Origin of the sequence: Planktotalea sp., from assembly GCF_039984035.1 — a bacterium.
GTDB lineage: Bacteria > Pseudomonadota > Alphaproteobacteria > Rhodobacterales > Rhodobacteraceae > Planktotalea.
Genome location: NZ_JBDWVM010000263.1, coordinates 1 through 24751, shown reverse-complemented (window position 1 = coordinate 24751; position 24751 = coordinate 1). Strand labels below are relative to the sequence as shown.

The window sequence follows — 24751 nt, the reverse complement described above, 5'->3', positions numbered from 1 at the left end:
TTACGTCAAAGCGCTTGGCCAAGTCGAATTGATTTTCTCGCTCATGGTGTCGGTTTTGATCTTCAAAGAAAAACTGACCGCGCGCGAAGGTGTCGGGATTGCTTTGCTCAGTGTGAGTGTCATGCTGCTGGTTCTTGCTGTGCGCTAGCTGCGCAGGATCAAGAGAGGGGCGAGCCACCTTTGAGCCGAATAAAGAGGTTTTCTTCCTCGGTGTTCAGGAACATTGGCACGTTGGCAGGGGGCGTTGGATCGTTTGTGCGACCGGAAATTTCGGCCAAAACCACCTCAGTGATGAAGGGCAGATCGAAATTACGCACCTCTTCCAATGGAATCCATTGCAGGTGGGACAACTCATCTGACGCCGCAGAGAAATCATCAATGTCACCTTGCAGATCGTCCGCATCGATTAAAAAGAAACGTGCATCAAAGCGGCGTGGGCGACCGGGTGGGGTAATCGCGCGGAAGACGAATTGCAGAGCTGACGCATCAGGCACATGACCTGTCGCCGCGTAGTCGGTCCAGTCTTCGGGTGGGGGCGTGTCCCATTGGCCGTGTTGGCCTAGGATCAATCCGGTTTCTTCCCATAGTTCGCGAATAGCCGCGACCCCGAGCGCATGTGGATTGGCAATATCTGTCTTCAATCGCAGATGCGTTTGGCATCCAGCATTGATCGGCTTGCTGAGCTTGATATCCGCATCGCCTTTATCAACAGCGCCGCCGGGAAAGACGAATTTGTTCGGCATAAAGGCAGCTTTTGCGCCGCGTTGGCCCATAAGCACGCTTGGCGCATCCATACGGTTGCGCAAAACGATGACTGTGCTGGCATGGCGAATTGCGGTTTTATCGATTGGGGCGTCTTGAGGCATGCAGATTAGGATCCTGTCAGCGAAAGTGCTGAAGTTCACCCAATCACGCGTAGCCTTGCTCATCAAGAGGGTCGCTGCGTTCCGTATTAAACCCGAACATGCCCTTGGCCCATTGATAGGCGACGATTGCACCTTTGATACGGGGCAAAAGATAGAGGGAAAGCGTGACGCATCCGACGGAGAAGATCGTGAACAGGATCAACGGTTCGGGGCGAAATTCTACAAATGCGATGTGTAGCGCTGGGGCCATCAGGTGTCCCACCACGAGAATCGTAACGTAGGCTGGACCATCATCTGCGCGCGCGTGACGGAAATCGAGGTTACACACTGTGCAGCTTTCGCGCATCTTCAGATAGCTATGCAAAACTGGCCCATTGCCGCAACGCGGGCACTTTCGCCGCCATCCCCGCAAAAGCGACGACTTAAGGGGCCGTTCTTTGAGCGTTTCCAACGCTGAGGTCTCTGCACCAGAGGGCGCAGCAGAGATGTCATTATGTGCTGACGTAAAGTCGGGGGAACGCGTCATTCAAAGACCTTTGGCAATTCGATACTATTTAGATGGTGCATCTTGATGAGAATGTTAGCGCTTTCATAGGTCACAAAATGTCCTTGCGTCGGGATGTCGCGAAAAGAAATGCGAAAAAAGTTGAAAAAGGTGCGACGGAAGTTTTGGGCTGCTGCGTTTGACCTACCACAGCAGGCAAGGAAAGCCTGATGAATTGGGCCAAGGTGGCCTATGTAAATGGAGTAGTTAAATGACACGTATTTCACGCATGACGTCCCGTATCGTTCTGACAGGTTTGGTGATCGCGACTGGTTTCGCAGCTCAAGCCGCTTCCGATGATGGGGAAGGCAAGAAGATGCGTAAAGAGCGCCCTTCCTTCAGTCAGCTAGATACTGATGGCAATGGCGCACTGACCAAAGAAGAACTTCAAGCGCGCGGCAAAGCCCGTTTTGAAACGCAAGACACCAACAAAGACGGTAAATTAAGCCGTGAAGAGTTGTTGGCGAATGCTGGCAAGCGTGCTGAAAAGCGTGCCGACAAGATGATCGAACGCGCGGATGCAGATGGCGACGGCATGGTCAGCATGGAAGAGCTTACAAGCGGCAAGCGCGCAGAGCGCAGCGCGAAGATGTTCGAGCGTGCGGATAAGGATGGCAATGGCACCATTTCCGAAGAAGAATTCGCTGAAATGAAGAAACATGGCAAAGGTCATGGAAAGAAAATGCGCAAAGACAAGGCTGAAAACTAAAGCCTTTCCTTAGCGACAACGGCTTTGCCCCGCGAGCGGGGCAGAGTTGCTCTCGACCCTACTACCGATGGTGCTTAAAAGACGCGAATGTCGATGCCTTTAGATCAGAACACAGATTTAAGCGATGATGCGCTGTTACTGCTTTATGCCAATGGCGATGAAGCGGCGGCGCGTACTCTGACCTTGCGCCTTGCGCCGCGGGCTTATGCTCAGGCGTATCGTATGCTGGGTGTGGCGGCAGAAGCAGAAGATGTGGCGCAAGATGCTATGATGAGAGTGTGGAAGATCGCTCCTGAGTGGCGCAGTGGTGAAGCCAAGGTCACGACTTGGCTCTATCGCGTGACATCAAACTTGTGCACGGATCGTTTGCGCCAACGGCGCGGCACGTCGTTGGATGCGATTGATGAACCGATTGATCCAAGCCCGAGCGCGGATGATGTGTTGCAAAGCACTGCGCGCCAGGATGCGTTGCAAAACGCTTTGATGGAACTACCGGTGCGCCAACGTCAAGCCGTTGTGCTGCGCCACATAGAAGAATTGCCAAATCCAGAGATCGCCGAAAAGATGGAGATCAGTGTGGAGGCGGTGGAAAGCCTGACATCGCGCGGAAAGCGCGCTTTGGCGAAGATATTAAAAGGGCGCAAGGCCGCCCTCGGATTTGAAGGAGAAACGCAATGAGCGATGATGTCGATTTGGACAAGTTGTTTAAAGATGCCAGCCGCACGCCGCCTGAGCCATCTCCGGATTTTCTAGCGCGGGTTCTAAGCGATGGCCTCGCACATCAACCTGCTGCAAAAGGGGTAATGAGCGCGCCTGTAAAGAAACGTTCGCGCTTTGCGCAGTTCTTTGATGAACTTGGCGAGACGATAGGCGGTTGGCCGACTTTGGCAGGTTTGGCCACAGCAACGATCGCTGGCGTTTACATCGGGGTGAGTCCACCCGAGAGTTTGAGTGTCCCGTTTGATGCCGCATTTGGTGAAGTGACCTCGTTGAGCGATGCGCTTGATCTGGGTGATGGATTTGATTTTACGCAGTACGAAGGATAAGGCGCGATGAGCGATCCAGATCAACCAAAAACACCAGTCGAGACGCCTAAGACGAAAGTCCCGCGCCGGTTTCGTATTCTGTTGGGTGTGTCTTTGGCCTTGAACCTTTTGGTGATTGGCGCCGTGATCGGGGCCATTTCGAATGGGCCACGTGATCGAAATGGCCCGCCAACGGCCAGATCGATTTCAACGCCTTATGTTGCGGCCTTTGAGGGGGCGACAAAGCGTGAAATGCGCAAAGAAATGCGTACACGTTTGGAAGGTTTTAAAAGCGCAAAAGCCGCGGAAAAGACGGACTATTTAGCATTCATTGAGATTGTCCGCGCCGAAGACTTTGATGCTATGCAGGCTGAGGCCATCATGAAAGGTCAGCTTGAACGTGCTGGCGCTGTTCAGGATGTTGGCCGCGCTATCGCAATCGAAAAACTCAACGCGATGAGCTTTGAGGGACGCATTGCTTATGCAGATCGTCTTGAGGATGCATTGGAGCGCCGTGAGAAGCGGCGCAAAGGTCGTCGCTCTGACCGCCGCGAAGATCGCACTGACGCGCAAAATTAACGAAAACTGGGTCCACTGGACTAGCGTTGGCGCAACCAACGTGCGAAGTTCTTGCTGTTGTTCGCGTGACCCTTAGGGCGCGCGATATTTCAAGCAAGGAGCTTACAATTGCCTTTATCACGAGACGCTGCAGAAGTGTTCAGCATCAACGTTTTAGGCTGGCTTGCGGGCCAAGAAGAGATCTTAACGGTCTTTCTTGGCGCGAGCGGGGCAAGCGAAGCAGATTTTCGAGCGCGCTTAACCGATCCAGTATTTCAATTATCGGTAATTGAATTTTTGATGATGGACGACGCTTGGATCATCGCATGCTGCGATGATTTGCGAGTGCCTTATGAGCGTATGGGCGAAGCACGTCAGGCCTTGCCGGGCGGCGCTGAAGTGAGCTGGACATGAATGGATGCTCCGAGATGTTCAAAGGCGTGTTGTTTGACAAAGACGGCACCCTTTTCGATTTTCGCGGAACTTGGGATAGATGGGCCGCTGGCTTTCTCCCACAGCTAAGCGGAGGCGATGAAGCCACATTGGCATCGCTCGCAAGCGTCCTTGGATATGATCTCAAGGCAAAGGCGTTTTTGCCTAGCTCAATAGTGATTGCAGGAAGCAATCGTGAGATTACGGTCGCGATTGCGGGTGTTCTGGGCCGCACTGATATCGATGCCTTAGAACAAGAAGTTGCGCAAAGCGCGGCCAATGCACCGCTAGAGCCTACCGTCGCGCTTGCCCCTTATCTGCAGGGACTCAAAGATGCGGGTTATAAGCTGGGCGTGATGACCAACGATGCGGAATCTGTTGCCCATGCCCATCTCGGGCATGCGGGCGTGCGCGATTATTTTGATTTCATCTGCGGTTCTGACAGCGGTTTCGGCGCCAAGCCTGATCCTGAACCGCTTTTGGCATTTTGTTCGCATGTGAAGGTCGACCCGTTTCATACAGTCATGGTCGGTGACAGTACGCACGATCTGGAAGCCGCGCGCGCTGCAGGAATGGCTGCGGTTGGCGTGCTAACAGGCATCGCTAAAGCGGCCGAACTGGCACCGTTCGCGGACACTATTTTGAATAATATAGGCGAGCTGGAAAGCTGGATTACCTTCAAAGGCCAGCGCAAATAGAGAAATACGACAGCATGTGTCGCCTTTAGGCTCTCGCTGGGGCGCTCAACTTCGTTTGATGGGGGCAATCGAAGAGGAGAGCATCATGGCAGAATCTGACAAGCGAAGACGCAGAGGCGGCGGGCGGGCAGGCGCGGCTATCCGTCGTGGCACAGCGGCGATTGAACAAAGCCCATGGCGCTTGCCAGAAAATCTGGACCGCCCAACCGAACCTTTGAGCGAAGAAGGCATTCAAGCGATCCACGATGGCGCGATGCGTATTCTGGAAGAAATTGGCATCGCGTTCTTGAATGCAGAAGCGCTCGAAATTCTTCGAAAGAGTGGCGGCTGTGATATTGATGGCGAAATCGTCCGAATGGGACGTGATTTCGTTATGGAGAAAATCGCCCTCGCGCCGGATCAATTTGACATCACACCGCGCAACCCTGATCGCAAAGTTACAGTAGGCGGCAATACGATTTTGTTCGGCAATGTGTCGTCGCCTCCGAATTACTGGGATATGTCGCTTGGTAAAAAGGTCCCCGGCAATCGCGAAATGTGCCAGAACCTTCTGAAGCTGACGCAGTATTTCAATTGCATCCACTTCGCAGGCGGCTATCCGGTTGAACCTGTCGATATTCATGCTTCCGTGCGCCATCTTGATGTTCTTTACGACAAGCTGACGATCACCGATAAGGTGATGCATGCCTATAGTCTTGGCAAAGAACGCGTCGAAGATGTCATGGAAATGGTGCGCATTGCTGGCGGCTTGGGCCATGAAGAGTTCGACGCCGCCCCGCGCATGTATACGAACATTAATTCTACATCCCCTCTGAAACATGATCATCCGATGATGGATGGTTGGATTCGGATGGCGCGTCGTGGGCAGGGCCTTGTTGTGACGCCCTTCACATTGGCAGGGGCGATGGCGCCTGTCACCATGTCGGGTGCGGTTGCGCAGTCGTTGGCTGAAGCGCTCTGCGCTGTTGTGCTGGCGCAAATTATCAATCCTGGCTGCCCGTGTGTCATCGGCACCTTCACATCCAACGTGGATATGAAAAGCGGCGCGCCAGCCTTTGGCACGCCCGAATATATGCGCGCAACTCAGATGACGGGCCAAATGGCGCGCTTTTACGGATTGCCTATGCGTTCTTCGGGAGTTTGCGCTGCCAATGTGCCAGACGGGCAGGCGATGTGGGAGACGTCAAACAGCCTCTGGGCGGCGGTGCAATCGGGAACGCACATGGTCTACCATGCGGCTGGATGGCTTGAGGGAGGGCTGATCGCCAGCCCTGAAAAGTTCATTATGGATTGCGAAATACTGCAGCAAATTCAACGCTATATGGAGCCTGCAACATTCGCGACAACGCCCGATGACATTGCACTGGATGCGATAAAATCCGTTGGCAATGATGGTCATTTCTTTGGCATTCAACATACCCAAGATCGATATACTACGGCCTTTTACCAGCCCTTCTTGAGCGATTGGAAAAACTACGAAGCGTGGGAATCTGAGGGCGGAATTTGGACACCAGAGCGCGCCCATGGTGTGTACAATGCCATTCTGGAAGAATTCGAAGAGCCACCCATGGATATCGCTATTCGTGAAGAGCTCGCAGATTTTGTCACGCGGCGTAAATCTGAGGGTGGCGCACCAACGGATTTCTAAGAATTTGTCGATTTGACTAAGCTTTTAGGCGTCTTTTGTGCTGGCTTTGCCCATCAACTAAGCCGCGTTATCGCTTTATTAACGTCCTGCACGCATGACTTACCTAGGTGGAGAACTAGGTCAAAGTATGCATGGGTTAATTAATAAAGCGATTGAAGCGTTCGTTATAGGGACTTATGGGGCTGAATCTTGGGCGCTTGTTGCCAAAGGCGCGGAATTGGAAGATCTGCATTTTGAATCGATGTTGGTCTACCCCAAGGAATTGACCCCGAAGGTTATTGATTGCGCATGTAGTGTTTTGCATGCGGATCGCGCTGATTTCTTGCAAAACCTCGGCACCTATTTAGTTTCACAGCCTCATCAACAGGCCGTGCGCAGATTGCTTCGTTTTGGTGGTGTTGATTTTGTCGACTTCCTCTACTCGCTCGATGACTTGAATGACCGCGCGCGCCTTGCGGTTTCTGACCTACGGCTCCCTAGTTTGGAACTTCGCGAACATACCGTGAATCAGTTTAGCCTAACGGTGCGCTCTGAAATGGATGGATTTGGTCACGTTCTGGTCGGCTTACTGACCGCCATGGCAGATGACTACGGCGCATTGGTGATGTTGGAATACGGCGGGTGTCAGGGGGATATCGAAACGGTGGCTATTGCTCTGTTGGAAACTGCCTTTTCAGAGGGAAACCGCTTTGAACTGGGGGCAATGGCATGAAGCTTGATCGCAACCTATCAACTGAGCCAAGCCCAGATTGGGACGCTCTCGGGGATGCGTTGGACATTTTGTGCCCGATGCACCTGCGTTTGACGGAAACCGGTCATATCATCCATGCTGCGCCGACGCTCTGCAAGTTGAGACAGGAAACTGACCTGATCGGAAGGCGCTTCTTGGAAGTGTTCCAGCTGGATCGACCACGTTCCATTACGACGATGTCTGAATTGATGGCGCGCGCTCGTAGTAAGCTGCACATGGGTTTTCGCAAAAGCCCCAAAACATCGCTGAAGGGGGTCTTGGTCCGCTTGCCTAAGGGGCAGGGCGCGTTGGTCAATTTATCCTTTGGGATTTCGGTTGTGGAAGGTGTGCAGGATTATGGTCTCACCAGCGCTGATTTTGCGGCAACCGACCTCGCGATCGAAATGTTGTATCTGGTGGAAGCCAAATCAGCGGCGATGGAAGCGTCCAGATTGCTTAATAAGCGGCTTCAGGGGGCCAAGCTTGCGGCGGAAGAGCAGGCCGCAACAGATACTCTAACTGGGCTTCACAATCGGCGCGCTGCGGATCGTACCTTGGAAAGCCGTGCTGATGAAAAATGTGAATTTGCTTTGATGCATTTGGATTTGGACTTTTTCAAATCTGTGAATGATACCAAGGGGCACGCAGCTGGGGATCATGTTTTGCAAGAAGTTGCGAAAGTGATGCGGGCCGAAACGCGCAAAGGGGATATGATCGCGCGGGTTGGCGGCGATGAATTTATGATCCTGATCGAAAACGAAACGTCACGGGAGGTTCTTTCTGACATCGCGGCGCGCCTCATTGCTGGTATCGAACGGCCCATCCAGTTTGAGGGAGATGTGTGCAATGTATCCGCAAGCATCGGCATTGCCTTTAACCGCGAAGGCGATCTTTTGGGGCCAGATGATCTTGTGCAGAATTCTGATCAGGCTTTATATGCGTCAAAAGCAAAAGGGAGGGCTTGCGCCACGTTCTTTGATGATCTTGGGGTGCCGAATAAGGAAACTTAACGAATACGTTTGCCCGCGTGATTGAGACGCAAGGCGTTGGTCAACACAAAGACACTCGACAAAGCCATTGCCCCTGCAGCCAAGGCTGGTGAGAGCAAAAGGCCAAATAAGGGATAAAGCAGGCCGGCGGCGACTGGGATAAGCAGGACGTTATATCCAAAAGCCCAAAAGAGGTTTTGTTGGATATTGCGCAATGTCGCTTTGCTGACTTCCAACGCCGACACCACACCGCCAAGATCGCCAGATAGTAACACCACATCAGCAGTTTCAATCGCGACATCTGTGCCGGTTCCAATCGCAATGCCAACGTCCGCCTGCGCCAAAGCAGGGGCATCGTTTATCCCATCGCCCACAAAGGCAATAGGGCCATTCTCTCTCAGTTTGGTGACTTCATGGGCTTTGCCTTCAGGAAGAACACCAAAAATGACGTTCGAAATACCAAGGTTTTCAGCAAGGCGACGTGCTGCTGATTGCGTGTCGCCAGTGATGATCACGGGCGTGATCCCTCTGTCTTTGAGCGCTTGGATTGCGGTGCTGGCCTCAGGTTTGACGGGATCGTCGATGGTAAATCGCGCGATTAACTGCCTATCGCGCGCAAGCAGAACCTCGGTTCCAATGTCGCTCTGTTCAGGGACTTCGATATTTGCATCGAGCAAAAGCCGTCGGTTGCCAAGTAGAATCTGACGCCCATCAATTTCGCCGCGTACTCCGCCGCCTGTGATGCTTTGGAAACTTGAGACTGACATCAACTCAAGGCTTTCAGCCTTGGCGGCTGTTTTGAGCGCAACCGCGATGGGGTGTTCCGATTTCTCTTCGAGGCTCGCTGCGAGCGTTAACGCGTCAGCGGCAAGGATATCGACCTCGCAAATAATCTCGTTCAGCGTTGGTTTGCCCGATGTGAGCGTGCCCGTCTTGTCAAAAGCGATCGTTTTGACCTCATTTAACTTTTGCAGCGGATCCCCTTTGGCAAACAGAACGCCAAGATCTGCGGCGCGCCCTGTGCCGACCATAATTGAGGTCGGTGTCGCTAAGCCCATTGCGCAGGGGCAGGCAATAATAAGTACAGAAACACCTGCAACCAAGGCATGGCTTAGCGCAGGATCGGGTCCGAGAAACAGCCAGATTCCGATGGTAAATACGGCGATCACAAGCACTGCTGGAACAAACCATGCTGTGATTTTGTTCACAAGATTCTGCACTGGCAATCGCGCGTTTTGGGCTTGTTGCACCATCGTTATGATTTTGCTCAATGTGGTATCCGCGCCAATCGCCTGCGCCTTAAAAACGAAAGCGCCCGTGCTATTCACGGTGCCAGCGGTAACTTTTGCATCAAGTGTTTTGTGTACTGGCAATGGCTCACCGGTGAGCATGCTTTCATCGACCCAACTGTCGCCCTCTGTCACGATGCCATCGACTGCGATGCGCTCCCCGGGGCGCACGTGGATCAAATCGCCGAGGGCAATTGCATCAATTGCATGTTCAGCGATCGCGCCATCGCGTTCGACCAGAGCATTGGACGGGCGGAGCGCTACAAGCCGCGTGATGGCGGCGCTGGTCCGGCCCTTTGCGCGCGCCTCCAACCATCGCCCCGCGAGGATGAGGGTGATGATGACGGCCGCTGCTTCGAAATACACGGCCTGTGCATTGCTGGGCAAAAGGAAGGGCGCAAATAGGGCGATCAGCGAATACCCAAACGCGGCGCCGGACCCAAGCACCACAAGCGCATTCATGTCTGGTTGCCATCGCAAAAGCGCCGCGAGACCCGCGCGCCAGAGAGCGCGGCCAGGGCCGAGAATAACACAGAGCGTCAATGCAAATTGAATGAACCAACTTGTTTGCACGCCAATGCTGCGCGCGATGAAATGGTGAAACGAGGGAAATGCATGGCCCCCCATTTCAAGAACGAAGATGGGTAGCGTGAGAAGGGCAGATGTTATGAAGGCACGGCGCATGTCGTTCGCGGTGTCGTCATGTTGGGAGCCAGCGTCATTCGGCGTCTCTGCCGTGACGAGTGTTGCTGACTTTCCGCTGGTTTGTACGGCTTTGATCAGCGCATCTGCTGGCGAGCCGAGGCTTTGGACCTGAGCCGTGCCAGATGCGAGATTGACCTCTGCGCTAAGAACTCCGTCGACAGACAAAAGCGCGGTTTCAACGCGTTGAACGCAAGAGGCGCAGCTCATACCATCTATCGCGAGTTCAACGCTTTCTGGACGCGCTGGTTTGCCAATCTCTGTAAGGGACGCCGCCATATCGCCCGCATTCACGGGGCCCTTGAGCGAGACAACAGCAAGCCCAGTCGCAAAGTTTACATGCACGTCGCGCACGCCTTCAACGCCGCTCAATGCGCTTTCTGCGCGCGCTGAACATGAGGCGCAGTTCAGATCGTTAATGGAGAATGAAAGACGGCCGGACATAAATAACGCCTAAAATTTCTGGAAAAGAACGATCTTGAATGGAGCGCAGGGACTTTCGGAAGAAAGCAGCCCCGCTCTTTGGACTGGAACAGCGGGTTAGGTCACCGCCGAGCGTACCTGAAAACGATCTTCTTTGTAACTTTCGGTCTTTAGAATGTCCTCTAGCGTATCGACGGCCTTTAGGATGTCCGCCTCATCAATGAAGAGGGGCGTAATGCCGAAACGCATCATATCAGGGGCGCGAAAATCACCGATGACATTGCGATCGATCAAGGCCTGCATGCAGGGATAGCCATGTTCGAATTTGAACGACACATGGCTTCCACGTTCGTTCATATCACGTGGGCCAACGAGGGTTACACCGTCGCAGCGCGCTTCGACCTGATCAATAAAGAGCGTCATTAACTCAATCGATCTCGCACGCAAATCTTGCAGATCAACCTGCTCCCACACATCTAATGCTGCCTCAAGTAGGGCGAAAGACGCGATTGAGGGCGTGCCGATCCGCATGCGATCAATCTTGCCCGGCATGGGGCGATAATCGGTATCAAAGGCAAAGGGCGCTTCATGGCCGTACCAACCAGAGAGCACTGGTTCGACCTGTTCGATGAGACGCGGCGCGACATAGATGAAGGCGGGCGCTCCGGGGCCAGCGTTCAGGAATTTATAGGTGCAGCCAACAGCGAAATCGACATCTGTTCCCGTAACATCGACGGGGATAGCACCTGCGGAATGGGCCAAATCCCAGACGACAACCGCGCCAACCTCATGGGCCTTTTCTATGATCCGCGCCATATCGTGTTTGCGGGATGTGCGGTAATCGACTTCGGTCAGGGTTACGACTGCAACTTCATCGGTGATGGCATCAAGGACAGCTTCGGGTGCGACGGTTCGCAGCTCGTAGCCATCGTCCTTTAGCTTGGTGAGGCCTTGAACCATGTAGAGATCGGTCGGGAAATTGCCTGTGTCCGAGAGCACGACTTTGCGGTCTGGTACGAGCGATAGACCTGCGCCAACAGCTTGAAACACCTTGATCGACAAGGTGTCACTGACCACGACAGACCCTTCTGCGGCGCCGATAAGACTGCCGATACGATCACCGAGAGTGTTGGTTTGCATGAACCAACCCTTGGTGTTCCACCCTCTGATCAACTCGGTACGCCATTCATCGTTCAAAAATCGCGCCATTGCGTCGGGTGCGGCTTTTGGCATTGGACCGAGCGAATTGCCATTCAGGTAGACCATGCCTTCTGGAATATCGAATAGGGCGCGCGTTTTCGTAAAATCAGTCATATCGGTGGGTCTTTCCATCATATGGGCAGCGAACGAGGTGCTGCGCGATGTTGAAATGGTATGTTTAGAAAAGGTGGACCAGAAGTTGCTCGTCTGTGCAAGCGCTTACTGTGCTCAGATTGGCAACAGAGTGATCTCTCGAATGGCTATACGCGTTCGATCTTCCGATGAGCTTTTCGCTTGTATGCATTTGTATACTTATAACTTATTGATTTTATTAATTTTTGTGGGTTTTCAGGTTGTGCTTAGGGGGTATAAGGGAGCTTAATCACCTTAACCGAGAACATCCGATGGCCCCGATCACTGACCACCCTTTGCGCTATACACTTGCTAATGAATTGCACGCGCGCCCCTTTCCATCGATTGGCGCGCCGAGCCAAGCTGCGTATCTCGCGATGGCGCGGGTCGGCGGGCAGGGGCGTGACGCTGAACGCGCTCATCTGATTGATTTGCTGGATCGATTTGGTGCAGCGCATCCGCAACCGGATGCGACCCATTTTTCGGGAGCAATGGGACGATTTACGCTGAAATGGGAAAGTCACAGTGAGTTTGTGACTTACACAATTTTCGTGGAAGGTACTGATGAAAAAGCATTTTCTGCTGATGCTTTTGACGTTTTTCCAGAAGATTGGCTGATGTCAGCGCCCGGTCAAAGGGTAACATCTGCCTTGATCCGGGTTGAAAAAGCACCTGAGGATGAGGTGATCGCCGCCAAAGCGCATGCTTGGTTGGTTCAAGAGAGCATGGCCATTAGCCGTGTGCTTGATGACAGCATTGTTGTTGCTGCTGATTTTCGAATTGATCCAGCGGGGCATATTCGCTTTGCCCTTTTTACGGATCCAACGGTTGGGCCACAGCGCATTGGCCGAGTGATCCAACGCATGTGCGAGATTGAAACCTATAAGGCAATGGCAATGTTGGGCCTGTCTCATGCGCGTGACATGGGCGGTGATCTCGCGCAGGCCGATGCGCGTTTGAGCGGTCTGTTGTCCGATATGGCCAACGATACGAGCGATCCGGCCCGCGTTCTTGAGCAACTCCTTGATGTATCAGGACAAGTTGAGATCATTGGCGTGAACTCCGCTTACCGTTTCGCTGCCACGCAAGCCTATGCGCAGATCGTAGATCAACGCATTGAGGTGCTCCGAGAAGAACGGTTTATGGGGCGGCAGACATTTGGTGAATTTATGATGCGCCGTTTTGATCCCGCGATGCGAACTGTTACAGCGACCGAACGGCGTTTGAGGGCCATGTCAGATCGCGCGCAGCGGGCAGGGGAGCTGTTGCGCACGAAGGTTGATGTGGATCGTTCCGCCCAAAATCAGGTCTTGCTGAGCAGCATGGATAAGCGCGCAGATTTGCAATTGCGTTTGCAGAAAACGGTAGAGGGCCTATCGGTGGTTGCGGTCAGTTACTATGCCGTCAACATCGCTCTTTATACGCTCGGCCCTGTTGAGAAAGCCTTTGGTCTGTCTAAAACGCTGCTTGCCGCCGGCGTTACGCCAATCACGTTGCTCTGTGTTTGGCTTCTTTTGCACCGTTTGCGAAAACACTGGGAATAAGCGTTGAAGGGCACAGCTGTGCCTTGTACGGGTTAGATATTCGCAAGATCAGGCGGTTTTGCGAACATCTATGACTGGCGTTTCGAGGATAGCGATTGATCCGTCTGTTTTGACGGAAACCGTCATGCCGTTTTGCAAACGAGCGAGCCCGCTGCAGCCAACATGCATCAAAATGTCCTTTTCGCGCGCAACGATGGCCATATGACTGAGCCAACCGCCAACCTGGCTCAGCACGCCGCCGGAACGCTGAACAAAGGGAAGCCAAGCAGGGCTGACCATGCGGCAGACGATGATGTCCCCATCTGTGAAACCATCAAATGCGCTGGCATCAATGCACGTTTCATCTTGCACAACAAACACACGGCCCGTCACGTTTTGACTGCCTGACACGCAAGTGCCTCCTAAACCTGCCTCACCATTTTGAATGTGCGTAGGCATGTTTGCAGACAGAATTTCGCATTCGCGTAGCGTGAGAGTGACCTGCTGCGGCACGTGTTTGATCAGATGTTTCGCGCGTTTCTTGCGCAGTTTTGCCTTGGCGCGCAGGACGGAGACATTCGTCTCGCTCAGGTGTTGAAGTTCCTCAATCTTTAGATGGAATATCAGATTTGAAAGTTCAGTTTTTTCAGCCAACGCCAAGGCCGCGCGGCGGATTTCGGCCACGATTTTGAGCGCTTCATGTTTCGCCTGTTCTTTGAGGTCCTGAAACGTGATGGCCAGATCAACGGCATCTGTTGGCAATGCCGCATGATCGGCGGGTTCCGTGAAGGTGAGGGGTGTCGCGCTTTCGAGCATGGGCTTAAGCAAATCTGGGGCCTCGCTATAGCGCGGCGTACTGAGTTCGTAGTCGAAAATTGCACGGTGCCCCATCAAGGTTAACAGCGTGCTCATTTGGGCTTTGCCCTTTAATGCAGCGCAGGCTTCGATGAGATTCACAGGCGCATGTCGCAAGATAGGGCGCATGAGACGGTCAGTCGCCAACTGATCGCCTTGAGCAAAGGCCTTGGCCTCCGTCATAGTGAAACCAGCTAGGATATTGATTTTTTCAGCTTCCACATAGGTCTCGTGGACCAGTTTGTTTTGTAGCTTTTCGATACAGCGGATGATTTGTTTTTCTGGCAGAGCTTTGTAGTCGATGGCTTGCCAGACGGCCATTTCCTCTTGCAGAACGGGGACGGTCTCTTCACGGAATTGGGTGATGAGAGATTTCGCCTGCTTGCGCAGAAGTTTTGCCTTGGATTTGCTAAGATGCAGCGCCATTTGTTGTTTCAACGCGCGATCCACAAAGGTGCGCCCGAACACGCGAACCAAGTGACCGGGGCGTCCCTCAGGCAAATTGTAGCTGACACCGAGTTGGCGACAGGCGATGTCTACGCTACCACCAGGTCCCCAAATCGCCCCCATAAGAGAAAAGGATAGGGGCGTAGGGTTAGGCAGAACTTCGGACATTTCGTCTTGCTCAAGAATGATGTCATCGGGCGCTGCGTTTCCGTAAGTGTCGAAGATACGCAGCCATTCTTGCGTTCGGGCACGTTCGGCCAATCCGCCGCCAGTCAACGTTGTGATGTCACGGCTTTGAACAATCTGAAAAGCGCCGTTCGTATAGGCCCATTCAATGTCCTGTGGGCATCCAAATGTTGCTTCAATCTTGCGGCCAAGTTCCAACAGGGGGACCAAATCAATAGGCGCAGTTTCGTCACCAATCGCAACGTTGGTATACCGACCAAAACGCAGGTTTTGTGGTGTTACGCGGCCAGACACCAGATCATCGCCGCAGCCTTTCACCAATTCAATCATACAAAGGCCGGGGGCAGAAGGATCGCGGGTAAAGAAGACACCAGCGTATTCAGAACGCACCATTTGCTGAACGAGAATATTGCCATCATGTTTCGGGGTTTCACCCGCGTCATAGCTTTGTGCGCGGGTTGAGGAAAACGAGTCGACAACCGTATCAAGCGCCTCGCTCATGTCTTGTTTTTGCACTTCGAGAACACTTTCAAAGACACCGGCAAAGCTCTGATCTGCGCCATCTTCGCTCGCTGCTGAACTGCGCACAGCGCATGGTTTTTCACCGACCATTTGCCAGATCGTGCTCGCAAATTTTTGCTTCTGCGCGTCGTTCATTCCGCTGTAGGCATCTAATGCCTCCGTTCGGATCACGAGCCCGTCTGGCACGGGCAAGCCCGCTTTTTTCAAAACAGATAGGCGATAGGATTTATTGCCGCTTTCGTTCAACGCCTCGGTGTTATCAAGTGGGAAGATCCCTTGGAATGGTGCGCGTGCCTTCCAGCTTTTTAAGCCAAGTGACCCGCGCTCTTTGAGCATTCCCAGCAAGCCGGTCACATAAGCGCGTTGGAGCAGTAATAGGGCCAAGCTGATGCAGAGATAAACATTGCCTGCTGCATTGAGTTGGAAAACCAGCGCGAACATTAAAGGTGCGCCAATCACCCACCAAAGAGCGGCCTGCCGTTTGCTTTTCGCGACGGCCCACTGCAAATATACGCCTGCCAAGATGGCGAAGAAGAGGGGCAGAAGGTAGGTCGCATCCTTTTGACCCATATTATCCACCCAAAGAAACGACGCGCCATGTGCTGTGCCTGCTTCGGTCGACGCGCTTAGGCCGAACATCATGACAGGCAAGAACAGCAGCGCCGTCATATTGCGCATCGGCGTTAACCCTTTGCTGTCATAAAACTGCTGCATGGCGCGTGCTTTACGCGTTGGATCGTCTTTCAATTCCTCTTTTAGGCGCTTCAACTCTTCAGCATACTTTGCCGTAACCATCTGATCACGTTCGGATTTCAGCGCGATTGGCAAGACCAAGGCGCGGGAGAGCAAGGAGAGGGCAAGTAGACCCAGCACGAAGTGTGATCGTTCTCCAATCCAGACCAGTGCGTCGGCGAGTTTTGACACAGCAGACTGCCAAAGCGTCGTTTGTTGTTCAGCCAACCATTGCTGGACGTGGGGCTTTGGTTGCGGCGCGATGAAATGTTCCCAAGGCGTGGTGTATCGGCCGAGAAATTCGATGCCAGCCGCGTTCATCTCGAGGCCGAGAACCTGCGACATGAAACAACTGCGCCTATCATAACAGGCTGCGATCGTTGGTTTATCTTGCAAGGTACTGATGCGCTCTTTGAGCTCGGCTGTCGGCAGGGCGCGGATGGGAATGTTGATCGCACCGGGTAAATGCCCAGACGCGAAATCACCGGGGTAGCGCGTATCGACAATCTGGAGGTCTCTGTTTGCTTTGAAATCTTCGAAATCAGAGGTGCTGAGAAGCGTTTCTTTGTTCGGGTATTCGGGGATCGCGCGCAGATCGGACAGGGTTTGAACCTCTTTGTCGCTAAAATCGCGGCCCTCAACGATCCATTTTTCAATACCGCCAGAAATAAAGCGACAATCGATCCCTCGGGCTGCCAGCTCTGCGCAGGTTTCACTGCTGCGATTGCCGTTGTGACAAAAGAGGACGACTTGTTTGCCCTCAAGTGGGATATTGGATTGCAGAAAGTCAGGGAACCGCACGTGCTGCGCCCCTGGTAAAGTGCCCATTTGGTGCTCGCCTGTCTCTCGCACATCATAGAACAAGGTTTCCTGACCTTGGGCGGCATTTTGTAATAGTTGCTCCGCCTCCTGCGTGCTGAGCGCGAGCGGGCTTTTCGCTTGCTTATCAAAGCTGGTCTCTTTGAGGTTCGCGTCTTGGATTTGTGTCCCATCAAATTGCGCAGGGCGAATGAGGGTTGCACGCAGATGCGCCAGTTCCGCAGCTTGTTGCGTGCGGTATTGCCATATGTTGAGCGCACCAAGCCCTGCAGCGATGAGCACTAGGATCAAGATAAATCGAATAGGAAACCGTGTCTGACGTTTGCCGGATATCGGCGCAAATCCCAATCGTTTTGCGATGAGTGCCGTTGCACCCGTCACGGCGGCAAAACCGACGGCGAAAATCTGTGACAAGGAGGAAACAGACCCAATGATCAGTTCTGGGGAGGGGATGGCGAGGGCGGGGCTTGGAGACAAAGTTACTAACGCCAATACACCAAGCATAAACATTCGGCAAAGTGCTCTTGCCGTTTTCGTCAGTAGTTTCATCTCGATCTGCCCCACTCAAAAGCTATCGGGCCATTTGACGAAAAATTTAGTTAATATTTAGTTTATAAAAGGAATTTTTTGACTGACATCATTTAGAATTTGGCGGTTTTAACCCTGATTTGTGAATGTGAATTAACGAATTCTTCTCTTCGCTCTGCGATGAATGATTCATCATTTTTGTTGGCGCTTTGAAAGATGCGTCTGAAAACCTTGGGAGAGAAGCTATGAAAACTGTTGCTTTGAAATTCGTCAGGCAGGCTCGCTCGCGTTTGACTGTCGCAAATCGTATCCTGCAGACGTTGGCTGCTGCTTTTGTTGCATCAACCTTTGCAATGCCCGTCTTTGCTGAGATCAATTTGGTCTTCGGCACTTATGCCGCCGACAAACCAACGACCACTGTCAAGAAATACAAGCCATTCCTACAATATTTGTCTGCCGAAATGACCAAAGTCATGGGTGAGCAAGTTAACATCAAGATGAAGATCGCGAAGAAGTACGAAACTGGCATTGATCACCTGGCTAACGGAGAAGTGGACTTTGCGCGTTTCGGGCCCGCTTCGTACATAACGGTTCATGAGCGTGATAATGGTATTCAAATCGCTGCGATGGAGTCGAAGAATGGTCAAAAACGGTTCAAGGGGATCATTGCAGTGCATGCCGATAGCGATCTTCAATCGCTTTCTGATCTTGCCGGGCAAAGCTTTGCTTTTGGGGATCCATTGTCGACTATTGGTAGATACCTTGCCCAAAGCCATTTGATCAACGCAGGTGTGACGAGCCAAGATTTGAGCGGACACGCCTATCTCGAGCGACATGACAAGGTAGGATCAGCTGTGGGGGCAGGTCGCTTTGCGGCGGGTGCACTAAAGGAAAGCACTTTCAAGAAGTTGGTAAAATCTGGCGTTCCGATCAAAACCTTGTTTGAGTTCGAAAACGTCACGAAGCCATGGCTAACGGCCTCTGGAATGGACCTAAAGGTCTTTAATGCGATGCGTCAGGTTATGCTCAATACAACGGCGCCGGACATCTTGAAGAGTATTTCGCAAGACGGTTTCGCTGAAGGCGCTGATGCAGATTATGATTTCATTCGGACTGCGATGAAACATAGCGGCACATTCTGAGAAACGCGCGGGACGACCATATGAAATCCATGGGAATAAATGCGCAGATCGCTCTTTCGATGGTCGTCGCCGCGGCTCTTGTGACCTTTTTTATCGGCGAATATGAACGCCGCGCTGAAACCAGTCGCATGAATGCGGATTTGCTCGAACAAGCAGATTTGACGGTGTCCTTGATTAGCGGGTTGATGCTCGAACCAATAATTGTTCAAGATACGCCGGTTCTTGAAACTGCCATGGAAGAGTCGTTGCTCCGCCATTCCAAGCTACTCGCGATCACGATCAAAGATGACTTTGGGGATGTCGTCGCGCACGTCGAGCGGGACAACTTTGAAACGACAACCACGGTCCGTCATTTCACGCGCGATATCATCGTTGAAGATGAACCGTTTGGGATGATGGAAATAGATTGGTCTACGGCTGAGGGGCAGGCGTTGATTGCGTCCAATGTAAGCCAAACGAGGCTTACGATAGGAATGACGGTCGGATTATTGTCGTTACTTTTTTTGTTGCAAGCCAATTTCCTAGCGATGCGACCTCTTCGCAATATTCATAGCCGGATGTCCGCTGTTTTGGCCGGTCAACATCATGAACGAACGCAACTGGCGTCCTTCGTATCGAAGGAATTTGTAGCGTTAGATTATTCAGTTTCTGTCTTGCAAAACAGCTTCAACGAGCGTGATGATCGAGAAAACGCATTGAAGTTGGCAAAAGAAAAGGCGGACAAAGCGAGCCGGGCGAAATCTGACTTTCTTGCCAATATGAGCCATGAAATTCGCACTCCTATGAACGGCGTCATAGGAATGGCTGAAATTATTCTTGAGACCGAGCTAGATGAAGATCAAAGGATGTACGCCGAAACGATTTCGAAATCCGGCGCAGCGTTGTTGACCATTATTAACGACATCTTGAATTTCTCCAAAATTGAAGCCGGTAAACTGGAGCTAGAGATTGCGCCCTTTGATTTGCAGGCCGCAATGGAAGATGTTGTGACACTTCTTTCGACAAAAGCGTGCGAGAAGTCGGTTGAAGTGACCTTGCGATATGACCCGCGACTTCCGAAAGTCTTTCAAGGTGACGTCGGGCGTCTGCGTCAGGTCATTACCAATATTGCCGGAAACGCGGTCAAATTTACGCTTGAAGGATACGTCTATATCGATGTGACGGGCCAAGAGGGGCCAGATGGTTTCAATTTGCGCATAGATGTAAAGGACACAGGTATCGGTATACCGCCGGGGCAGATCGATCAAATCTTTAACGAATTTGAACAAGTGGATAGCGCGCGGAACCGGCAATTTGAAGGAACTGGCTTAGGCTTAGCGATCTCTACAAGGCTTGTTGGCTTGATGGGCGGGCGAATAAGCGCAATGTCCGAGCCGGATCAAGGATCAATTTTCTCCATTGAAGTGGTTTTGCCTGTCAGTAGTGAAGTAGTCCAAGCCACAGGTGATAACGAGATAGACTTAAAGGGTTTGCATGTCTTGGTTGTCGATGATTTGAAAGTGAACCGCACTATCCTCGCTGAACGATTAGGGACCTGGGGGGTTAAAGTCACTTTAGCATCTTCTGGCACCGAGGCGTTGGACATACTGACCTCAACTGAGGATCAGTTCGATTTGATCATCCAAGACTATCAAATGCCGCAAATGGATGGCGAAGAATTGGCCAAGCGCATAAGGCGCATGGACGCGTTTAAAGACATCCCACTCATCGTTTTGTCATCTGTTGATCAATCTCTGGATTTTGCCACTAAACTCGAAATCGGAGCCTGTGAGCTGTTGTTAAAACCGGTCCGCTCACAGAATTTGCGCAACATGATCGCGCGGGCCCTCCAAATGCAAAAAGACACTGTCAAAAAGGTCGACAAAGTCGAAACACCTAAGAAGAAAGACGAGAACTTGAACATTCTTGTTGCTGAAGACAACAAAACCAACCAACTGATTGTCAAAACGATGTTGAAAAGTGCGGCAGTTTCGCTGACTTTTGCTGACGACGGCCTAGAGGCCTTGCACAAGTTTTCCGAATGCAAACCCGACATAATATTGATGGATATGTCCATGCCGCAAATGGATGGTGTGGAAGCCACGCGGGCTATTCGAAAATTGGAAAACGAGAACGAAATAGGCCATTGTCGGATAGTTGCTTTGACAGCTAACGCCATGCGCGAAGACCAGGATCGCTGTATCAAGGCGGGTATGGACGACTTTCTTACTAAGCCGATTAATAAGAATGCTCTACTGAATACCATTCAGTTGTGGGCGTAGCGCTCTGTATGATGGTTGGGATGTAGCGATCAAATCTGTGAGCGTTCGAAAGCCAAAGTCAAGTCGCGAGTAATTAATGTCCCAAAAGCATTGCTGTGTATAATTCAAACGGTGAGTCATGAGTAGGGGCGGAACTCTTTGAGTTGGGCTTTTAGGGTAAGGCACTAGAGGCGGAAACAGTGTTACACTTTGGCGGCTATTGATCTGTTGGTTTAAGGCTCATAGTTCGACAACCAAGACTCCAGCAGAACTTATTCCAGCGCTGTTGTACTGTTTTCAATTCGAGATGTTATGCGATCAAAAAACCAAAGTGGGCAATTCCCAATTTCAGGCAAAGTCTCACTTCGCTCTGTCATCAAAAACCGTGTCTGATTATTGCTTGCCTCGAGCTATTGTTGTTGGTTCGATTTTCGACTAACTACCTACCTCGCTGAATTCACAACCCGCAGGTCCGTAAGTGTCTGAAAATAAAAGATACAATTTGCAGCAAGCAGCACGCCTTTCTGTAGCACCAATGATGGATTTGTGCGACTGAGTATAACCTGCTGAAAAAGCTTGGTTTTTCACAGGTGATTTTAGCGTGTAGCACATGTGTAGCAACGGTTCTGTTTCCTGACGGAGCATGATGCATTTCTTGCTTGCAGGATGCAGCAACCAGCGATCCGCAACAACCCCGTGTCTCATATCACGCCCGAGAGTATCACATCCATCTGTCGAACCGCCGCCAGCTTGTCGTCGAGCGTGCGTTTGGCGGCGCGAAACTCCTTCCAACGCCATGCGAGGTTCACCAGCTTGATAACGTTCTTGTCTTGCTCCCAGTCGGTGTCGACGTTTCCGGTGACGGCACGATCGCCGATACCGTCGCGATATTCGTTGAGGGTGCGGCGGATTTCATTGCCTATGATGGCGATGAAGTCGTCATTGACGCCCTCAAAACTTTCGCGGCGGCCCAGTTTTTTCAGAGTTTCGAGTATGACCTGCTTGGTGGTTCCCTTCGGAACGCAACCCGTCTCGAACCATTCCTCGGCGAGAAGGCGGCCGTGGGTCACCGCCTTTACGGTGAGGTTATGAAGTTCACGTTCGATTTCGATATGCATCGGAGTCTCCTTGGTCATGAACCGGCGGAATGCGGGTTCTCAAGACGCCAAGCTGTCGGTGCCTGGCGCTGCGGCCATTTCAGGCCGCGAGGAGGAGGTCGAAGTCCTGGAAGGGGTGTTCGCAATGCAGGCGGTCGAACTGGTCCTTCAGAGCTTCGCTCAGAAGGCACAGGTCCGCGACGATGGGCGAAGCGGGGTCGATATCGGCAAAACACGCCGCTTCGATCCGATCGGGATCATGCACATTTTGAAAAGAAAGCAGCTGGTGCAGGTCAATCAGTGCCCGGGTGATACGGCGTGTCAGCTGAGGGGCTGATGAGATATCATCGAGCAGGTTGTGAGTGCGCCGCAATGCTGGCTGTCCACCCAGTAAAAGTGATGCGTTCTGCAATGCTTCGGACTGAAACGATGCAAATGCCCGCAAATCCATGAGCGGGTCTTTTGTGAAGTCGAACATGATGTTCTCCTTTGCAGCGCCGCGGCGATGTGCCTTGGCTTCAAGAGCGGCTGATTTCCTTTCCGTTTGCGCATGTTTCTTTTTGAGAGGCTGCAATCTCTCCGAGGTTTTCTTGCCCTGCCCGGGGTTTGTATTCTGTGCGGTCTCACCAGAGGGATCGCACGGAATATCAAACTCGGACGGGACATGTCCTATCTTAACTCGAACATCTCCTGCTCCGTTTGGGTGGCTATTTTGGTCAGTTCGGCTTGTCCTTTCAGGCGTTGCGCCATGCCAAGCGCATCATCTTGATAAGCTTTGGCGGTCGCGTGGTGGCGCTGGCCAGTTGCAGCCATTGCCATGTCCGTGCCTGCCTGACCCAACTCGATCCCGAGGAAGGTATGCAGGATCGTTCTGGCGATGTGCTCGCCCGTGCCAACTGCTGAGCGCCAACGATCAGAAACATAACCATATGCCACTGGATCACCGGTGCTTGTGACGAAGAGCCCGCGTTTCTGCTCGAAACACGCGTCACGCATGTGGTCGATCCAAGCCGGATCTGCGCCGCGCAGGATCAGTGCATTTATGAAGATGTTGAGCCTTGGATCGACCTCTGTGGCCCATGGATAGTGGCTTTTTGATAGTCTGATTTCGATGCTGTAACGCGCACCGTTCCAGAGCAGAGTTTCTCCGAAGACGAGGCGGGTGTCGGCAAGGCGCACTGGCATAATCGAGAACAATGCCAGCGCCGCCGCACGATTGCGCCGTTCCTGCCTGCTACGCGGGCTCAGCAATTCATTTACTTCGTCCAGAATGTCATGCGCTTGATTGATCAGAGCAACCGGGGAGTAACCAGTCTTTTGCAGGTGCTGGAATTTCTTGCTTTTGGATTTTTGCGCTTCTGTTTCATAACGGCGAGTTAGATCAGCCAGAAGACTGAGGGTTTCGTCATCTGCAGCGATGTAACGCGCGACCTTTTGCACGGCAGCGAATGATGATCGGAGCGTTGCTGGTGCGAGATCGCGGTCACGCAAATCACGGGCATAGGCACGCACGCTCTCAGCCGACAACGCATCAGGCAAACCAGCCGCACGAGCGGAGCAAAGCAGCTGGCGCATTTTCATCTTGTGGGTCGGCATCATGCCGGTTGCTGGTGGCAATTGCCCATTGCGATCAAAGCCCTCTTCCATGTGCAACAGGGCAGTCTGCCAATCTTTTGGAAGTTGATCAAAGGGCACCGATTTGGATGGGGTCTTGCGCCTCTTGCCGCGAGATCGGACGCGTCCCTTTTCGAGTGATCGAATAGCCTCTTCCAATGCCAGAACGGACGGATGGCCGGGAAAGACGGTCATCATTGCCCTTTTTAGCAGCCGCAGTGTGGTTGCTGCAGTTCTGCCTTGGTTGAAGCGATGGAACTCCTGAGCAGAGATATCAGTAAAGGATGCGATCTGACGCTCTTCGAGAAAGGCGAGGAAATCATCCAGCACTCGAAGTTCATGCACTGTCGCCTGTTCCAGATTAGGGTCTCCGATCAAGGGATCCCAACGGCGCTTTTGCAGAATTTCAAATTTGGTGCGGTAGTCGGGCGTTTTCATTGCCGCACTCCCGAAAGGTCCAAGATGAACTTCTGCACTTCCGCGCGTTTGGAGCGCTCGTTCACCCAAGCGTAGTTTTTTCGCACGGTGACAGGTTTGTCATCCAGCAATCGTTCCAGCAGATCCCAACGGCCAGGGTTGCGTTGCAGTAGCAGCGACGCCAGCCCGTGGCGGAATTTGTGCGGTGTCATCGGCAGACCGGCCGCACGGGTATGGCGCTTGAACCAGCTCAGAAAGGTTCTGTATTCCAGCGCCTCGCCGATCTTGAAGCCGGGAAACAGGTGAACGCTTGCCTCGTGGTTCGCATAAAGCGGCCGAATCTTGTCGAGATACCAGCGGATTACCTCCAGCCCATTCAGATTGTCAGGCACGATGGGGGCCCAGATATCGACCTTGTTCTTTGTGTGCTCAGGCGCCAGATCGATCGTTGCGTGTTTAGTCTTGCCGGATGGCAAATGGAACGTTGAACCGGGGCCACGAAATACCAGTTCCAATGCGCTTTCGATCCGGATCGGCGCGCCACGAGTCTCGATCGCGCAAATGGCAGCAGCAGTGCCAAGTTGCCTGATCCGGCCGATTTCGGTGGACGTCGGAATCCGTCCTTCGCCGGACAATTCCTCAAGCAGGCGTTGCGCTTCGTTCCGCAGCCGAACATGCATCGAC

Annotated in this window: 21 protein-coding genes; 12 read left to right on the top strand and 9 right to left on the bottom strand. The window is 52.5% G+C overall.

Annotated elements, in window-relative coordinates:
• Positions 1–158 precede the first annotated feature (158 nt).
• Together ABJQ89_RS11995 and ABJQ89_RS11990 are read right to left on the bottom strand one after the other, a co-directional pair.
• Entirely contained in the window at positions 159–866 is a 708-nt protein-coding gene (locus ABJQ89_RS11995) for an NUDIX hydrolase (protein ID WP_348496468.1), read from the bottom strand.
• A 43-nt stretch (positions 867–909) separates the two neighbouring features.
• Positions 910–1392, bottom strand: coding sequence for a DUF983 domain-containing protein (locus ABJQ89_RS11990; RefSeq protein ID WP_348496467.1), 483 nt, complete (start codon positions 1390–1392; stop codon positions 910–912).
• 229 nt (positions 1393–1621) lie between these two features.
• Between ABJQ89_RS11990 and ABJQ89_RS11985 the strand changes: the two genes are divergently transcribed.
• The 9 genes from ABJQ89_RS11985 (at position 1622) to ABJQ89_RS11945 (ending at position 8220) form a co-directional block, all read left to right on the top strand.
• A complete protein-coding gene (locus ABJQ89_RS11985) occupies positions 1622–2119 on the top strand; it encodes an EF-hand domain-containing protein (RefSeq protein ID WP_348496466.1) in 498 nt (165 codons plus the stop codon).
• An 87-nt stretch (positions 2120–2206) separates the two neighbouring features.
• On the top strand, positions 2207–2797 hold the full coding sequence (locus tag ABJQ89_RS11980) for an RNA polymerase sigma factor (RefSeq protein WP_348496465.1): 591 nt from the start codon (positions 2207–2209) through the stop codon (positions 2795–2797).
• Positions 2794–3165, top strand: coding sequence for a dihydroorotate dehydrogenase (locus ABJQ89_RS11975; RefSeq protein WP_348496464.1), 372 nt, complete (start codon positions 2794–2796; stop codon positions 3163–3165). The genes ABJQ89_RS11980 and ABJQ89_RS11975 overlap by 4 nt, the downstream gene beginning before the upstream one ends.
• A 6-nt stretch (positions 3166–3171) precedes the next feature.
• A complete protein-coding gene (locus ABJQ89_RS11970) occupies positions 3172–3723 on the top strand; it encodes a periplasmic heavy metal sensor (RefSeq protein WP_348496463.1) in 552 nt (183 codons plus the stop codon).
• A 108-nt stretch (positions 3724–3831) separates the two neighbouring features.
• On the top strand, positions 3832–4116 hold the full coding sequence (locus tag ABJQ89_RS11965) for a DUF3572 domain-containing protein (protein ID WP_348496462.1): 285 nt from the start codon (positions 3832–3834) through the stop codon (positions 4114–4116).
• A complete protein-coding gene (locus tag ABJQ89_RS11960; RefSeq protein ID WP_348496461.1) occupies positions 4113–4832 on the top strand; it encodes an HAD family hydrolase in 720 nt (239 codons plus the stop codon). Before ABJQ89_RS11965 ends, ABJQ89_RS11960 begins: the two co-directional genes overlap by 4 nt.
• 85 nt (positions 4833–4917) lie before the next feature.
• On the top strand, positions 4918–6480 hold the full coding sequence (locus ABJQ89_RS11955; protein ID WP_348496460.1) for a trimethylamine methyltransferase family protein: 1563 nt from the start codon (positions 4918–4920) through the stop codon (positions 6478–6480).
• Positions 6481–6607: 127 nt separating this feature from the next.
• A complete protein-coding gene (locus ABJQ89_RS11950) occupies positions 6608–7192 on the top strand; it encodes a heme NO-binding domain-containing protein (RefSeq protein WP_348496459.1) in 585 nt (194 codons plus the stop codon).
• Positions 7189–8220, top strand: a complete 1032-nt coding sequence (locus tag ABJQ89_RS11945; RefSeq protein WP_348496458.1) for a GGDEF domain-containing protein — start codon at positions 7189–7191, stop codon at positions 8218–8220. Before ABJQ89_RS11950 ends, ABJQ89_RS11945 begins: the two co-directional genes overlap by 4 nt.
• Here ABJQ89_RS11945 and ABJQ89_RS11940 read toward each other — a convergent pair.
• Positions 8217–10634 (bottom strand): heavy metal translocating P-type ATPase, encoded by a 2418-nt coding sequence (locus ABJQ89_RS11940; protein ID WP_348496457.1) that lies wholly within the window; start codon positions 10632–10634, stop codon positions 8217–8219. The genes ABJQ89_RS11945 and ABJQ89_RS11940 overlap by 4 nt on opposite strands.
• 96 nt (positions 10635–10730) lie before the next feature.
• On the bottom strand, positions 10731–11927 hold the full coding sequence (kynU, locus tag ABJQ89_RS11935; RefSeq protein ID WP_348496456.1) for a kynureninase: 1197 nt from the start codon (positions 11925–11927) through the stop codon (positions 10731–10733).
• Positions 11928–12217: 290 nt separating this feature from the next.
• On the opposite strand from kynU, the gene ABJQ89_RS11930 reads away from it, so the two are divergent.
• The gene (locus tag ABJQ89_RS11930) at positions 12218–13489 is read left to right on the top strand and encodes a DUF3422 domain-containing protein (protein WP_348496455.1); all 1272 of its coding nucleotides are present in this window, start codon (positions 12218–12220) and stop codon (positions 13487–13489) included.
• 48 nt (positions 13490–13537) lie between these two features.
• On the opposite strand, the gene ABJQ89_RS11925 is transcribed toward ABJQ89_RS11930, so the two are convergent.
• On the bottom strand, positions 13538–17506 hold the full coding sequence (locus tag ABJQ89_RS11925) for a PEP/pyruvate-binding domain-containing protein (RefSeq protein ID WP_348496454.1): 3969 nt from the start codon (positions 17504–17506) through the stop codon (positions 13538–13540).
• A gap of 296 nt (positions 17507–17802) precedes the next feature.
• On the opposite strand from ABJQ89_RS11925, the gene ABJQ89_RS11920 reads away from it, so the two are divergent.
• Together ABJQ89_RS11920 and ABJQ89_RS11915 are read left to right on the top strand one after the other, a co-directional pair.
• Positions 17803–18699, top strand: coding sequence for a PhnD/SsuA/transferrin family substrate-binding protein (locus ABJQ89_RS11920; RefSeq protein ID WP_348496453.1), 897 nt, complete (start codon positions 17803–17805; stop codon positions 18697–18699).
• Between the two features lie 392 nt (positions 18700–19091).
• On the top strand, positions 19092–20960 hold the full coding sequence (locus ABJQ89_RS11915; RefSeq protein WP_348496452.1) for a response regulator: 1869 nt from the start codon (positions 19092–19094) through the stop codon (positions 20958–20960).
• A 680-nt stretch (positions 20961–21640) separates the two neighbouring features.
• On the opposite strand, the gene ABJQ89_RS11910 is transcribed toward ABJQ89_RS11915, so the two are convergent.
• The 4 genes from ABJQ89_RS11910 to ABJQ89_RS11895 all read right to left on the bottom strand — a co-directional run.
• Positions 21641–22057 (bottom strand): hypothetical protein, encoded by a 417-nt coding sequence (locus ABJQ89_RS11910; RefSeq protein WP_348496451.1) that lies wholly within the window; start codon positions 22055–22057, stop codon positions 21641–21643.
• A gap of 79 nt (positions 22058–22136) precedes the next feature.
• On the bottom strand, positions 22137–22514 hold the full coding sequence (locus tag ABJQ89_RS11905) for a hypothetical protein (protein ID WP_348496450.1): 378 nt from the start codon (positions 22512–22514) through the stop codon (positions 22137–22139).
• A gap of 191 nt (positions 22515–22705) precedes the next feature.
• The gene (locus ABJQ89_RS11900) at positions 22706–24088 is read right to left on the bottom strand and encodes a hypothetical protein (protein WP_348496449.1); all 1383 of its coding nucleotides are present in this window, start codon (positions 24086–24088) and stop codon (positions 22706–22708) included.
• Positions 24085–24751: tyrosine-type recombinase/integrase (locus ABJQ89_RS11895; RefSeq protein ID WP_348496448.1), on the bottom strand; the 667-nt coding region annotated here is incomplete at its 5' end. The genes ABJQ89_RS11900 and ABJQ89_RS11895, both read right to left, overlap by 4 nt.